Here is a 13,827-nt window from a genome sequence, read left to right on the forward strand (position 1 = left end):
ACAGCTTAAGCTGTGTTTTTTATTTTAAATTTTAGCTTCTGATAAGTTTTGATAAAAGTCTAACCATATTCTCACCATTATACCGATAGGTATTAGATTCGCTTTAAAATAGCTAACAGGCTCGACCTAAATACTCAACAGATTCAGCAACACCATCTTTTAATTTAAAAGTAACTTTACAATTGAAATTAATGTCATAGCTTGGCGTGCCCATAGTATCATAACGAATCACTGGCATACCCATCCCATTTGACCCTACAGTCGCATTGCCTCCTGCCATGGGGATATTGATTGGTCTAAGGATGGTATAGCTTAACGCGTTATTAGTGGTTTGGATTTTATCGCTTACCTGATAACCCATCGCCTTAAAGTTTAAATTGCTTTGAATCTCAGCACTGCTTTTACCAATGAATTGTTGTAAATATTCATCTAAATTTGCAGGTCGAGTGTTTAAGCTGTTACATCCAACAAGTGCAATAGAGGCGAACAAAAACATGCATACATATATTTTCATAAGCTTCACCTGATCCATAGTTAACTTAATTTAGAAATGATCTCTATTCAGTATAATAAATATACACGCATGTGTATGTAGATCGGTTGCAGGGCAAACCAAGTCGTATAAATTTTACCAAATAGAGTCAAACAGACAGAACTGGTGAAGCTGTGAAAAGATCAGTTGTATTAAAAATTTAGAACAAATTAGTGCTATCAACTTTGAAGTAAATGGATTACAAGTGATAAATAGGTATATGAAACAGATTTTAATGTGTCAGATGTATAGTTGCCAGACGACTAAAAAGCGTAAGCAGGAGGGTAAATTTTGTGGATAATGAAAAAGCCACCTAAAAGTGGCTTTTGCTTACACTAAAACTTAGCGTGCACGATATGTAATACGACCTTTTGTTAAGTCATATGGTGTCATTTCAACTTTTACATTATCGCCTGTTAAAATACGAATATAGTGTTTACGCATTTTACCAGAAATGTGAGCAATCACTTCGTGACCGTTTTCTAAACGCACACGGAACATAGTATTAGGAAGCGTTTCGGTGACAACGCCTTCGAACTCGATAAGTTCCTCTTTATTGGCCATAGCCTACCTGATGATCAAATTGGAAAGGCGCAAATTATAGGCAATTTTTTACAGAAAGACAAGAATATTCGGCATTACAAGGCGGTAGATGACTTGAAAATAAGCGAACATATTGTTAAACAATTTCTACAAAAAAAAGCGGATAAATATTGTCAGTTTGGTCAATCGACTGTAATCTAAATTAAATGTTTTAAGTATAAATGAATAACATACAAGGAAGGGCACTGCGTGAGTCAGCTAACTGATGCTTCGGTTGTTTTACGATTAGGCTATCAAGCGATCCGTCGTGCAGGATTGCCGACAGAAGAAATATTATCAAAGGCTGGGGTAGCATTGGGTCAGGTTGACCAAAATGCTCGAACACCGTTGAATGCACAATTTGCATTTTGGGTAGCTGCGGAGGAAGTCAGTAATGATCCAGATATTGGTTTACATCTCGGAGAGCACTTGCCACTGTATCGTGGGCAAGTGATCGAACACCTGTTTATTTCAAGTGAAAATTTTGGCGAAGGCTTAAAGCGTGCTTTGGCTTATCAACGTTTAATTAGCGATGCATTTCATGCCAAATTGATCATTGATGATGATGGACGTTGTTATTTAACCAATGGTGAACAGCCTTGGGGTGAGAACATCGTCAATCGTCATTTTTCAGAATGTGCTATTTCAGGGATTTTACGCTTCTTTAAATTTATCACTGAAGGACGATTTGAACCGATTTACATCGATTTTAATTTTGCCAATGGCGCTTCTGATGGTGAGTATTATCGTGTTTATGGTTGTCCTGTCAGTTTAGGACAAAAAGAGACACGTCTTTATTTTGATCCTTCCATTTTAGAATATCCATTGTGGCAAGCGGAGCCTGAGTTATTGCAATTGCATGAACAACTTGCAATTGAAAAACTGCAAGAGCTTGCACGTTATGATTTGGTGGGTGAAGTACGCCGTGCGATAGGTTCAACCTTGGAAAGTGGTGAAACAACCCTTGAAACTGTTGCTGCACAACTCAGCATTACCCCACGTCGTTTACGTACACAGCTTTCGGAAGCCAATACCAGTTTTCAGCAAATTCTTTCTGATTATCGTTGTCGCTTAGCCAAGAAACTGTTGGCCAATACCACTGAAAGTGTTGAGCGTATTGTTTATTTGACTGGATTCTCTGAGCCAAGTACTTTTTACCGTGCATTTAAACGCTGGACCAATGAAACGCCTGTGGAATATAGAAAGCGTAAGCAGCGTTAAATCGTATGCTTGTGGGAAACGAACTGAACAGTTTTAATATAAAAAATCCTTCTATTGAGAAGGATTTTTTATATGCAGCCCCAAAAAATTATTCAGGCATATTTAACCAATGTGGCCCTAAAGGCATTTTAGGCAATTCAAATTGTTCAGGGTAATCTGCATGAATAAAATAAAGCCCATCTGGTGGTGCGGTGATTCCTGCCGCTTTACGATCTTGTGCCGCAAAAATTTCATCAATGTGCTCCACTTCATATAGACCTTGACCGATTTCAAGTAAGCAACCCATGATGTTACGTACCATATGGTGTAGGAAGCCATCTGCTTGAATATCCAATACTAGATAATTGCCATGACGAATTAAGCGACAATGTTTGACATGACGTACAGGCTGATTGGACTGACATGCAGCAGCGCGGAAGCTTTCAAAGTTATGCGTGCCTTGAAATTTTTGCGCCGCTTCAATCATTTTATCCACATCGAGTGGATAATAGGCATGTGTTACTTGTTTATGTAATAAGGCAGGGCGGTTTGCCGATTGATAGACCACATAACGATAACGACGAGCCTTTGCCTTAAAGCGTGCATGGAAATCGTTATCCATTTCTTTAATCCATTGGATTGAAATGTCTTTGGGCAATTGACTATTTGAACCCATTAACCAACCACGTATAGGCCGAATCGCATTGGTGTCGAAGTGGGCCACCATATTGGTCGCATGGACACCCGCATCAGTACGACCCGCACCATGTAAAATAATAGGCTCGTCGGCAATTTTACTGAGCACCTTTTCCATGGTTTCCTGAATACTACGTACGCCAGGCTGTTGAGTTTGCCAACCTTTATATCGCATGCCACAAAACTCAATACCAATTGCAAAACGTTGCATAAATACCTCTATTCAGGATGATCATACCAATGGTCATGCCATTGTTCCGAAGAGGGGTATTGTAAATAAATTTTAACAATTTTGGCATAAAGATCTGCTTGGCTCAGTGCATCACTGACTAAAATTTTTGAATCTTTGATCCATTGGCTAATCGCATAGCGCTGATCCATGCCGCCTAGAGGGACTTGAGTGGATAAAATGATTTGACAGCCATTTTCCTGCAAGCTTTTAATTTTTTGGATAATGCTCGCATTTACGGCTAAATTACCTACCCCATAAGCTTGAATGATCAGAAAATGCGGAGCATGTTTGGAGAAAATTTCCAGATTACGTTCAAACTGTAATATTTCAGTCGGCACCATCATCCAATTGATGATATTGAGCGATTTGGCTTTTTCGAGATGTGAAAGTTGTACCTGAAGGACGGAATGATCTACCGCTATTTGTTGTTCTGCTTTTAGTCCTTTAAATGCATCTAAAGCAGTGCTATGGGCTTTTAATGTGGTCCTTGCATGAATCACTTGATGGTAGAAAGCCAAATACACGCCTACAGGAAGTTGAGTAACGGCATCGAGTGCGGTATTTAAATTATCCAGCGCATCGGTGAATTCTCTAGTATTGTCCCCTTGAATATTGAGCAATGGGTATTGGCTTCCAGTAAGGACTACATGACAGGACTCAGCTAAAAAGCGAGATAAGGTCGCAGCAGCATAACTGAGCGTATCTGTGCCATGAATAATGACGAAATGTTGGAAATTTTGTAGTTGTAGTCTTTGTATTTGTTGAATCAGCATAAGCCAGTCAATGGCTGTACATGCACTACTGTCTTTGATACTGGGCGCCTTAAAGCACTCAATTTTAAACTGAGGTGCTAAGACCTTTTTGAGTTGTGGAATAAACTCAGCATCAGGCATCGGTGCTAAAGGCTCCCCAATACAGCCAAAAGTTCCACCCATGTAAATTAAAGCAATTTTTTTGTTCATAATAAAAAAGCAGCCATTCATGACTGCTTTATCTTAAGACGAATAGATTTAAGAAGCTATTTGATTGAGTAAATTTTGTGATTGTTGGCGTTGTTCAGCGGTATACGCTGCTTCATTTTGTGAGAGTAGCTCACGAATGGAAGCATATGCACCCAAATTTAGATATTGTTGAGCAAGGTCTAAATTTAATTGAACCTCATTCACTTGAGCCAGCTCAGGGAATGAATTGAGTAATGGGTCGTTTGCATCTATGGCCATACTGGTTTCAGCTTCACTAGGCGTTTCAAGGCTAAGTGTTGCTGTGCTATGCACTTGCTCAACTGTTTCAGGTTTCGGATCTAGATCAAAATTAAAAGTGGGCTGTGTCTCTGGTTCAGTAGGCGTGAGTTTAAATTCAAAATCACGTACTGGTGTGCTTTCTTCAGTAGCTACTGGCGTAATCGATTCAGCAAAATCAAGTTTGAATTCTGGTGCGATTTCAACTTCTGCCGCTTTTTCAACTGGAACTGCTGTAGGTTCATTTGCTGTAAACGTGAATTCTAACGGTTTGACAGCTTCAGTTTTGACTTCTGGGGCAGGTGGTGCTGTTTCGAAAGAAAACTCAGTTGTTGGTGTTGTTTCTTTTTGAAAAGCCGGATCTAAATTAAATTCTAAAGGCTCAACGGGTTCTTGAGTTGTATCAATTTTCTGTTCAGTGACAGTTGAGTGGTTAAATTCTAGCGCATCGACATGGGTAAGATTTTGAGTTTCAGATACTGTTGGTTGTGAAATCGTTTCTGTATTTCCAATCAAGGCATCAAAGGCAGCTGTATTTTTGATTTCAGGTACTACAGGGCTTGAAGGCTCAAAAGCTATGGATTCAATCGGATGATCCGCTTGATTGGCTTTTTGTCGTTCTTCTGCTTGAATGACGATTTCGTCTAAGCCCAATGAACGAATATGATTAATCAATTGGTTCACTGCAAATTCATCTTTTTGTGCAAGATGTACATCTAAAAGATAAAGATAAAGTTCATGTTGAGCATTGTCTTGGTTTAAAACTTGATTGATCTTTGCTTCAGCAGAGAAATAGTTTTTCTCTTCAATTAGTCTTTCAATATTCTTTTTTAATTCGGGGCTTAATGGTTTTGTTGCTTGTTTAACAACAACTTCATTTTCAACAACAGTCGTATGTTGTTTCTGTGAGGTACGTGCGGTACGCGCTACATTTTTTTTCGATGTCTTTTTATGATTACTTTTTTTGTTATTGGTGCTGGTATTTTCTTTATTGGCATCTTCTCGTTTTTTTAAAACGATGGCCACGACCAAAAGTAGAACAAATGGAATCACATACAACAACATTTTATTTCCCCTTCATTGAGCACAATGAATCAATATTTTTGAATATCCTAACTATTTGGTTTCTTTGCATTCTGCTGTTTTAATTGCTGTTGCAATTGGGCAAGCTGAGCATTTAATAATTGAATTCGCTGATTCTTTTGTTGTAAACCTGCTGCAAGTTGGTTCACATTCTTCTGTAATTTAACCGTTTTTTCACGAGATGTCATAACTTTTGTAGATAATTCAGTAGTGGTCTGATTCAACTGTGTATTTTGCTTTCCTTGACTCTGAACAGCGGGTTGTTCATTATCTGCGACTAAACTCATTTCTGCTTGATCTAAGCGATATTTGGCAGAACCCGATTGCTTTTTGGCAATTTCAGGTCCAGCCGTTGCAACTTTATTTTTGCTTTGTGGTATTTGACGATAGCTTGCTGCAAGATTGAGCGCAGCACCACGACGAATACGGTTTACATCACCTTGAATAAAGGCATTGGCATTATTTGCTTTAATTTGTCGCATGACTTCTGGAACGCTTTGATTGGTTTCTGCTGCAATCCGCGATGCAATTTTCCACAATGACTCATTGGCCTGAACAATATGCTTAGGTTGTTTATCTAATGCTTTATTGGCCTTTTCTTGTTTGAGCGCTTTTTGTGACTCTGCTTTCGATTTCTCTACGTGAGATTCATTCGGTTTTGCTTGCTTGGTTTCAGCTTTGGAATCTTTTGGCTTTTGTGATTCTGCTTTTTGCTCGTCTAATTTGGCGGGTGGGGTCTGAGCTTTTGCAGATGGCACTGGTGCTTTTTCGGCTGGAGGTTGAGGCGCTTGCTGTACAGTTACCGCCGTTGTTTGTGGCATATTCTGAGCACTGCTTTGATGATTGCTTTGACGAAGGTTTGGAGTATTGGTTGTAGCCGCAGGCGGTGTGTTTGTTGCAACTGTGGTTGGTTTTTGTTCTGTTTTGAGTGCTGGTGGTGCAATCACATTAATCGCCAAAGTACCAGCTGAATCCGTTGTCATCGTTGCTTTGGTTGCTATAGCTGGTGGAGTTAAGACTTCTGGTGTTGTCACGTGGTATTGCGTACTGGTTGGTAAATTTAATGCAATATCCTTTTCGCTGACGATGATTTGAGGTGTCAGAGGCTTTTCTTTGACTAAAGCATTGCTCATTGGAGCAGGAATGTTGCTACGCCCACGGGTCAATGGGGCTTTGACTTGCTGAATATGGGTCGCACTCCCTTCTTTGACTTTTAATAATATATTTAATTCAGATTCAACAATCGGGCGAGATGAGGTAATCACAATCACCCCAGTGCCATCTCCAGAACGACGAGTATAAAAATTTAAATGTCCAGATGCTTGCGTTGAAATACCAATATTTTGAATATCATCTGCATCGGCTAATCCGACTTCTATTTTTTCATTTGAATTTGCATTACTAAACTTCATTTCAGCATAAAGCAGATCACCAGACCCTGATTGAACTTGGATCGGGTCTATTGTAATCGCACTCACCGCTTGCGACGTCATGATGGCTAAAATGGCAATTTTTAATTTGTTATATACAGTCATCTCTATCCATTGTTCTGACAAAGTTCAAGGCATCCCCATAATACAATATTTAGCTGTAGTCTATATGTAAAATATTAACATTAGAGTTACATAAACATAGTTACATAAAAAAGCCGATCAAGATAGATCGGCTTTTTCATTGTTTATAAGTTTTTTGTGACTTTAAGCATTTTTATAGTCGATTAAGATACGTAACATACGACGTAAAGGCTCAGCGGCACCCCAAAGTAATTGGTCACCAACAGTGAATGCGCCTAAATACTCTTTACCCATATTTAATTTACGTAAACGACCTACTGGCACAGATAGAGTACCAGTCACAGCTACTGGGGTAAGATCCGTCATTGACGCATCGCGTGTATTTGGAACCACTTTTGCCCATTGGTTAGACTGACGAATCATGTCCTCAATTTCATCAAGCGGAACATCTTTTTTCAATTTCAATGTTAAGGCTTGAGAGTGACAACGCATTGCACCAATACGTACACAGTGACCATCAATTGGAACAATCTGAGCATTACCTAAGATCTTGTTGGTTTCAACTTGACCTTTCCACTCTTCTTTAGATTGACCGCTTTCAAGTTGCTTATCAATATAAGGGATCAACGAACCCGCTAAAGGCACACCGAAGTTTGCTTTAGGAAAACCTTCGCCACGTTGTAATTCGGCAATTCGGCTGTCGATGTCTAAAATCGCAGAACGTGGATCATCTAACAAGTCTTGAGTATTGTTATATAAATACCCCATACCTGTGATCAGCTCACGCATGTTTTGCGCGCCAGCACCCGAAGCGGCTTGATAAGTCATCGCCGTCATCCATTCCACCAAATTGTGTTGGAAGAGTGAACCCATGCCCATCAACATTAACGAAACCGTACAGTTACCGCCAACAAATGTTTTAATACCATTGACCAAACCGTCTTTGATAACATTTAAGTTGACTGGATCGAGTACAATAATTGCTTCATCATCCATACGTAATGTAGAAGCTGCATCAATCCAATAGCCTTTCCAACCTTCAGCCTTTAGCTGAGGAAAGACTTCTGATGTATAGTCGCCACCTTGACAGGTAATAATGACATCCATTTGCTTCAGACTGGTAATGTCCGTCGCTTCCATAAGTGCTGGAGCAGTTTTACCACCAAAAGCAGGAGATTCACCACCTGCGTTACTGGTAGAGAAATAGAATGGCTCAAAATGAGCAAAATCATTCTCTTCAACCATACGTTGCATAAGGACAGAACCAACCATCCCGCGCCAACCGACCAGACCTACTTTCATGCCACTTTGCCTCGGTGCGTTAAAAAATAAAAGGGGGTTTGAGTGTATCAAAAGGGTGTGTAACTGCAATAGCATACACAATGAAAACACCACTATATTGTGCAATATATCTTGTTTATGATACATGCAAAATTGATATTAATTTATGAATCATGCAAAAATTAAGAATATAAGAGTGACAAAATATGATTTGGATAGAAGTACTTGCGTCGATTGTGATTTGGCTAAGTTTCTGGTCACTGATTCCCCGTGATGAATGGTGGTTTAGAGGTGCTGATTTTCCACGCTTGCAGATATTATTTGTTGGTCTGATTGCAAAGGTATTGATGTTGTTTTGGACAGCGCCCTGGGACTTGATCCGTGAGGTGATTTTATTTTTATTGATTGCTGCCTTAGCTTTTCAATTAAAGATGGTTTTGCCTTATACCTTCGTTTGGAAGAAACAAGTTAAACAGGTGACGAAAGATCAGCTTAATCCTGATCAGCAAATTTCAGTGATTGTGTCGAATGTATTGACACCGAATGATCAATATCATTTATTGCTTGAGCAAATTGAACAGCACCAGCCTGATATTGTTTTGACGCTTGAAACTGATCAAACTTGGCAAAATGAACTAGCTCGAATTGAAAAAGACTATCCTTATCGTGTGGCTATACCTTTAGACAACCTCTATGGGATGCATTTGTATAGCAAACTCAAGTTGGTCGATACAGAGGTTAAATTCATTCTCAGTGATGAAATTCCATCTATTCATACCACGGTGATTTTACCATCTGGGCAAGCGGTGCAACTGTATTGTTTACATCCCAAACCACCAAGCCCAACAGAAGCCAAAGACTCGACTTTACGTGATGCTGAATTGCTTATTGTGGGGGATCAGATTAAAGACTTGGATGAGAGCTGTATTGTTATGGGTGATTTAAACGATGTTGCTTGGTCACGCACAACGCGTTTATTTCAGCGTATCAGTGGTTTGCTTGACCCACGTGTGGGGCGTCGATATATCAACACTTTCCATGCTGACTATAAGTTTTTGAGATGGTCTTTGGATCATTTATTTCATAGTACAGATTTTGCTTTAGTGCATATGCAACGGCTGCCTCATGTGGGTTCAGATCATTTTCCGATTTATGTAGTATTACAAACAGGGCGTATTTTTGAGCAGACTCAAGAAGAGTTGGAGCAAACAGACGCGGATGAGCGTGAAGCGCAAGAGGCGATTCAAGAAGGAATTGAAAAAGCAGAGAAAGAGGAAAAGCGGGTAACCGATGAAATTGCGCAAAGTTATAAAGTTGGAACCTGATTGTCTGACAAAAAAATTAAAAAATGGCTATTTTTTGTAAGCAATTACTTACATGGATTTAGGCCCTAAGCGGATAGCATGAAAAGCATATTCGTTTTAATCTTTACTTATCGACACAGGGAATGAGAACGGAAAATCTCACTAAGGAAGACGAAGTCGATGGAGTAATCATCAAGGATTTGATGTTGGAATGGATAACCAAGAAAATAAGAATAAGATGTGAAAGCACAACCTCATGAACCCGAGTTTTGCAGGATGCAGAACTCGGGTTATGCTTTATTTGTGGTATATAATTTAGAACAGACAAGATTGAAAATAAAAAAGAGTGGCTATGTTTTTCGCAAAAGTTCAAGAATTCGCTTCAAGTCTTAAACATTTTACAGGTTTAAGTAGTGATGCTTTATTTATCTATACAGGTTTAATCATTTATTTTATTGTTGCTGCAATTCATAAAAGACAACTTAAATCAAATTTTGCGATTATCGCCACAGTTGTGCTTGCATTTGTAATTGAAATCTTTAATGCACGCGCAGATATTTTTGGTAGAGGCTATTGGCGTATTTGGGAAAGTATCCATAGTATAGTCAATATGATTTTTTGGCCTTATGTGATTTGGGCGATGGCACGTTTTCGAGCATGGAAAGGTTAGGTCTTTCTACTTAACCCGCTTATGATCCAGATTGTTTTTATTTTCCATAGTGTTGATTTAAGGCGTCTATTTCAGCAGAAATTTTTTGTTGAAGCGCTATTGAACGTTTACCAAGTTGCTTAAATTCATCACTGGGTGCATTTGGATTAAAATCTGAGGCTGTTGAAAGCGTATACATTTTCTGGCTGGTGATTAAATTATCAATCATCTGTGTGCGTAGACTTTGTACTTCACTACTTTTTAAATTTAATGCCATAATTTGTTGTTGAGTTTTCGCTTGTATATCATTGGCTTTGAGTAAAATCTGCTGGCGCTTTTCAGGTTGGGAAGCAGCTGATTGAAGCTCCGCTCTTAATTGAAGTGCTTGAGTATTTGCATGATTGATGATCTGATTAAGTTGAGCCAAGTCTGTTGTAATCTCTGTTGCGTTGGCTGTACTCAGTTCAGTCGCTTTGCTTTTCCAATTGCCTTGAGTTGTTACCCTAGACGTAGTTTCTGAGGTTTTGTTTTGGGCGATATCTGCTTTTTGCTCTGAGCATGCAGTAAATATCAAACTGGAACTGATCAAACATGAAAAAAGAACTTTATTGATGATATTCATGGTTTTATTTTCCTTAAATTTGAATGTATTTAGCTTATTATTGATAAATCTTAATTCGCATTGTTTAATCAAGAAAGTGGGCATATGTAACTAGACGCAGTTCGCCATGAACGATGGTATTTAAACGCTAGATGACCAAAATAAAAAAGGAGATATTTTTATATCTCCTGATTGTTAAAAACGAAAGCTTTCAAAATTAATAAATTTTCTCATAGCCTTTGGGACGTGTTTTAAAGCGACGATGAAACCACATATATTGTGTCGGCGCGATCCGTAGTTGATTTTCAATGATTTTATTGACACGAATCGCATCATCCATTTCATCTTCACTGGGTAATGGATCAACAGCAGGTTCAATAAGTACATGGTATTTTGGATCTTTTATATCACCATCACGATAGAAATACAGTGGGATCGCGACAGCTTTTGATATTTTCAATAAACGTCGATGTGCTGTTACCGTTGCAGCGGGCGTACCAAAAAATGGTGCCATCACCCCTTGTTTTAATCCAAAATCCTGATCTGGACTATACCAAATCGCATCACCTTCTTTCAGATGGCGAATCAATCCACGCATATCATCATGATCAATCTGCGCTTTATAAATCGTTGCACGACAACGATAAATCAGCATATCGAGTAAAGGATTATTCTGTGGGCGATACACGACATCGGGTTCAAAAAATTGTGCACATAAATAACCACCAGCATCAAGCATGGTACTATGAGTGCCGAGTAACAGTATGCCTTGACCATTTTTTTTGGCTTGTCGGATATGCTCTAGACCTTGAATACTGACACGGTTTTTAAACCATTGTGGTGAGTACCATGCATTTAAGGTTTCAAAGACCCCGACCATTTGATCAACAAAGACTTGTCTTGAATTGTCGATGACTTGTTCAGGCGACCATTCTGGAAAGCAGACTTCTAAATTACGCGTTGTTGTTTCACGACGCGATTTCAGTCGGTCAAAGGCAATATTGCCCAACAGTGTTGCTAAGCGATACTGAATTGCCCAAGGCAAAATTGCGAGCATCATCAAAAATACAATCGCAATCCAGATTCCCCAATATTTCGGATGTAAAAATGCCCAATAAAATTTTCCAGGCTCGTATTGATGCTTTTTACTCATAGCAGTTTTGTAAATTTTGGGGCAGTTAAAACTGAAAGGAGTGTAGCATGAAGCGGTTTAAAGAAGAAAATTCAAGATGTCATTCACTCTCATTGAGGATAAGCAAGGAAGCATGACGTGAAAATAATTCGGTTAATTCAAGGTGATATTACAGTTCAAAAGGTGGATGCAATTGTGAATGCTGCCAATAGCTCGTTACTTGGCGGTGGTGGTGTGGATGGTGCGATTCATCGTAAAGGTGGGGTAGCTGTTTTGGAGGATTGTCAAAAGATTCGGGCCAGACAGGGGGGGTGTGCAATTGGTGAAGCAGTGATTACCACAGCGGGGTTGTTGCCCTGTAATTATGTGATTCATACCGTGGGCCCCACTTGGCAAGATGGACAGCATGCTGAAAATGAACTTCTTGCAAAAGCCTATCTGAACAGTTTAAGACTCGCTGAGCAATATCAGCTAAAAACACTGGCATTTCCGAATATTTCAACAGGCATTTATCGTTTTCCCAAATCAGAGGCAGCATTTATTGCCATAAACAGCGTGACTAAGTTTTTAACCCAGACGACCAATTTAGAGGAAGTCAGTTTCGTGTGTTTTGATTTGGAAAATTTTAAAATCTATCGCCAGCATCTTGCTGAGATTGACCAAAAGCACGTACATGTTTTAGGTATATAATTACAGTTATTCACTGATTATTCTAGACAACCTTGCGATGAGAAATACCTACTTAGACAGTTGTAAGGCAACACTGATATTTCTTGTGGTGCTCGGGCATTTTCTAGAACGCATGATCGGTTGGAAAGATCCGCTTGATCATGTCTTATTAGGTACGATTTATTTTGTACATATGCCTGCTTTTATCTTTATTTCGGGCATGTTGTTTAAAGACAGTAAGTGGTTTAAGAATATTTTATTTTTTGTCTCGCTCTATTTGCCCTTTCAAATTCTATTTCCTGCATTTGATGCCATCTGGTCAGGTAAATTTCAACTTAATTGGAATTTTTTTGAACGAGCTTATTGGATCTTATGGTATCTGTTGGGCATGATGGTATGGACAACGCTTACCCATTTTTTGATAAAAACAAAATTTGCACTGCCGATTGCACTGATTCTTGCTTTATGTATCGGTTTAAGCCCTTGGAACAATTACCAATACTCTATCGGAAGAATTTTTAGCTTCTTTCCATTTTTTATTGTGGGTGCGCTTTATGGCAAAACCATTGTCGAGAAAATTCAGCAATTTAAATTCACTCAAGTTTTAGCTGGATTTATCGTGATGGGCATTGCAAGCTTGGTATATTTCACCCAAATCAACCCATTTTGGTTATATGGCAGTTTAAGTTATCAGCAGCTTAAGGTAAGTATGTGGGATGGTACGTGGATCAGAATAGGCTGTCTATTGATGTCGAGTTTAGGCATTTTCGCGATGTTTGCATGGACAAAATTATTGAATATTGGCTGTGTGCAACTTGGGAAAAATACTTTGGCGGTGTATTTGCTACATGGTTTTGTGGTGATGTTGATTGCACGTTATTGGCAACTGGATTTTCATATTTTTGTGGAAATTGGGATTTGCATTGGTTTATCTGTATTGACTTGCTGGATGTTACAACAGCAATTTTTTGATGTTCTATTAAGAAAATTATCCTTATGGTTAATCAAGCCTGCTGAGAAGTTTGGTTTAAAGTAGCTGAATGGATTTGAAGCGTTCCAGAGCATTCGCTAAAAATTTAAAAGCTACACTGTTGGTGTAGCTTTTAAGCATGAG

14 protein-coding genes are annotated in these 13,827 nt (G+C 38.9%); 5 read left to right on the top strand and 9 right to left on the bottom strand.

Annotation, left to right across the window (positions count from 1 at the left end):
* Window positions 1-112: 112 nt before the first annotated feature.
* Together AC4CUY_RS01285 and infA are read right to left on the bottom strand one after the other, a co-directional pair.
* Window positions 113-514: a hypothetical protein gene (locus AC4CUY_RS01285; RefSeq protein ID WP_419327050.1), complete on the bottom strand. Its 402-nt coding sequence runs from the start codon at window positions 512-514 to the stop codon at window positions 113-115.
* Window positions 515-874: 360 nt separating this feature from the next.
* On the bottom strand, window positions 875-1,096 hold the full coding sequence (gene infA / locus AC4CUY_RS01290; protein WP_004718087.1) for a translation initiation factor IF-1: 222 nt from the start codon (window positions 1,094-1,096) through the stop codon (window positions 875-877).
* 228 nt (window positions 1,097-1,324) lie between these two features.
* On the opposite strand from infA, the gene AC4CUY_RS01295 reads away from it, so the two are divergent.
* Window positions 1,325-2,335 (top strand): AraC family transcriptional regulator, encoded by a 1,011-nt coding sequence (locus AC4CUY_RS01295; protein ID WP_004718084.1) that lies wholly within the window; start codon window positions 1,325-1,327, stop codon window positions 2,333-2,335.
* A gap of 88 nt (window positions 2,336-2,423) precedes the next feature.
* On the opposite strand, the gene truA is transcribed toward AC4CUY_RS01295, so the two are convergent.
* The 5 genes from truA to asd form a co-directional block, all read right to left on the bottom strand.
* Window positions 2,424-3,221 (bottom strand): tRNA pseudouridine(38-40) synthase TruA, encoded by a 798-nt coding sequence (gene truA / locus AC4CUY_RS01300; protein WP_490773572.1) that lies wholly within the window; start codon window positions 3,219-3,221, stop codon window positions 2,424-2,426.
* 8 nt (window positions 3,222-3,229) lie between these two features.
* Entirely contained in the window at window positions 3,230-4,204 is a 975-nt protein-coding gene (locus AC4CUY_RS01305) for an asparaginase domain-containing protein (RefSeq protein ID WP_490773573.1), read from the bottom strand.
* 48 nt (window positions 4,205-4,252) lie between these two features.
* Entirely contained in the window at window positions 4,253-5,545 is a 1,293-nt protein-coding gene (locus AC4CUY_RS01310; protein WP_490773574.1) for a hypothetical protein, read from the bottom strand.
* 47 nt (window positions 5,546-5,592) lie between these two features.
* Window positions 5,593-7,098: a FimV/HubP-related protein gene (locus AC4CUY_RS01315; protein ID WP_490773575.1), complete on the bottom strand. Its 1,506-nt coding sequence runs from the start codon at window positions 7,096-7,098 to the stop codon at window positions 5,593-5,595.
* A gap of 162 nt (window positions 7,099-7,260) precedes the next feature.
* The gene (gene asd / locus AC4CUY_RS01320; RefSeq protein WP_004718072.1) at window positions 7,261-8,379 is read right to left on the bottom strand and encodes an aspartate-semialdehyde dehydrogenase; all 1,119 of its coding nucleotides are present in this window, start codon (window positions 8,377-8,379) and stop codon (window positions 7,261-7,263) included.
* A gap of 185 nt (window positions 8,380-8,564) precedes the next feature.
* On the opposite strand from asd, the gene AC4CUY_RS01325 reads away from it, so the two are divergent.
* The gene (locus tag AC4CUY_RS01325) at window positions 8,565-9,683 is read left to right on the top strand and encodes an endonuclease/exonuclease/phosphatase family protein (protein ID WP_490773576.1); all 1,119 of its coding nucleotides are present in this window, start codon (window positions 8,565-8,567) and stop codon (window positions 9,681-9,683) included.
* A 331-nt stretch (window positions 9,684-10,014) separates the two neighbouring features.
* Window positions 10,015-10,332 (top strand): hypothetical protein, encoded by a 318-nt coding sequence (locus AC4CUY_RS01330; RefSeq protein ID WP_490773577.1) that lies wholly within the window; start codon window positions 10,015-10,017, stop codon window positions 10,330-10,332.
* Window positions 10,333-10,369: 37 nt separating this feature from the next.
* Here the strand turns inward: AC4CUY_RS01330 and AC4CUY_RS01335 are convergent, their stop codons facing one another.
* A complete protein-coding gene (locus tag AC4CUY_RS01335; protein ID WP_336952189.1) occupies window positions 10,370-10,933 on the bottom strand; it encodes a PM1805 family lipoprotein in 564 nt (187 codons plus the stop codon).
* 196 nt (window positions 10,934-11,129) lie between these two features.
* Window positions 11,130-12,065, bottom strand: coding sequence for an LpxL/LpxP family acyltransferase (locus AC4CUY_RS01340; protein WP_490773578.1), 936 nt, complete (start codon window positions 12,063-12,065; stop codon window positions 11,130-11,132).
* Window positions 12,066-12,182: 117 nt separating this feature from the next.
* Between AC4CUY_RS01340 and AC4CUY_RS01345 the strand changes: the two genes are divergently transcribed.
* Window positions 12,183-12,734 carry an O-acetyl-ADP-ribose deacetylase gene (locus tag AC4CUY_RS01345; RefSeq protein WP_336952187.1) on the top strand — a complete coding sequence of 184 codons (552 nt, stop codon included), beginning with the start codon at window positions 12,183-12,185 and terminating at the stop codon, window positions 12,732-12,734.
* Between the two features lie 37 nt (window positions 12,735-12,771).
* The gene (locus AC4CUY_RS01350) at window positions 12,772-13,749 is read left to right on the top strand and encodes an acyltransferase family protein (protein ID WP_336952186.1); all 978 of its coding nucleotides are present in this window, start codon (window positions 12,772-12,774) and stop codon (window positions 13,747-13,749) included.
* Window positions 13,750-13,827: the final 78 nt, after the last annotated feature.

Source organism: Acinetobacter sp. 778_lipA, assembly GCF_058242985.1.

What these genes read in the sequence shown, in the direction of transcription:
- AC4CUY_RS01285 (WP_419327050.1), bottom strand. Translation starts at nt 514, where the DNA reads ATGAAAATATATGTATGCATGTTTTTGTTCGCCTCTATTGCACTTGTT.
- infA (WP_004718087.1), bottom strand. Translation starts at nt 1,096, where the DNA reads ATGGCCAATAAAGAGGAACTTATCGAGTTCGAAGGCGTTGTCACCGAA.
- truA (WP_490773572.1), bottom strand. Translation starts at nt 3,221, where the DNA reads ATGCAACGTTTTGCAATTGGTATTGAGTTTTGTGGCATGCGATATAAA.
- AC4CUY_RS01305 (WP_490773573.1), bottom strand. Translation starts at nt 4,204, where the DNA reads ATGAACAAAAAAATTGCTTTAATTTACATGGGTGGAACTTTTGGCTGT.
- AC4CUY_RS01310 (WP_490773574.1), bottom strand. Translation starts at nt 5,545, where the DNA reads ATGTTGTTGTATGTGATTCCATTTGTTCTACTTTTGGTCGTGGCCATC.
- AC4CUY_RS01315 (WP_490773575.1), bottom strand. Translation starts at nt 7,098, where the DNA reads ATGACTGTATATAACAAATTAAAAATTGCCATTTTAGCCATCATGACG.
- asd (WP_004718072.1), bottom strand. Translation starts at nt 8,379, where the DNA reads ATGAAAGTAGGTCTGGTCGGTTGGCGCGGGATGGTTGGTTCTGTCCTT.
- AC4CUY_RS01325 (WP_490773576.1), top strand. Translation starts at nt 8,565, where the DNA reads ATGATTTGGATAGAAGTACTTGCGTCGATTGTGATTTGGCTAAGTTTC.
- AC4CUY_RS01330 (WP_490773577.1), top strand. Translation starts at nt 10,015, where the DNA reads ATGTTTTTCGCAAAAGTTCAAGAATTCGCTTCAAGTCTTAAACATTTT.
- AC4CUY_RS01335 (WP_336952189.1), bottom strand. Translation starts at nt 10,933, where the DNA reads ATGAATATCATCAATAAAGTTCTTTTTTCATGTTTGATCAGTTCCAGT.
- AC4CUY_RS01340 (WP_490773578.1), bottom strand. Translation starts at nt 12,065, where the DNA reads ATGAGTAAAAAGCATCAATACGAGCCTGGAAAATTTTATTGGGCATTT.
- AC4CUY_RS01350 (WP_336952186.1), top strand. Translation starts at nt 12,772, where the DNA reads ATGAGAAATACCTACTTAGACAGTTGTAAGGCAACACTGATATTTCTT.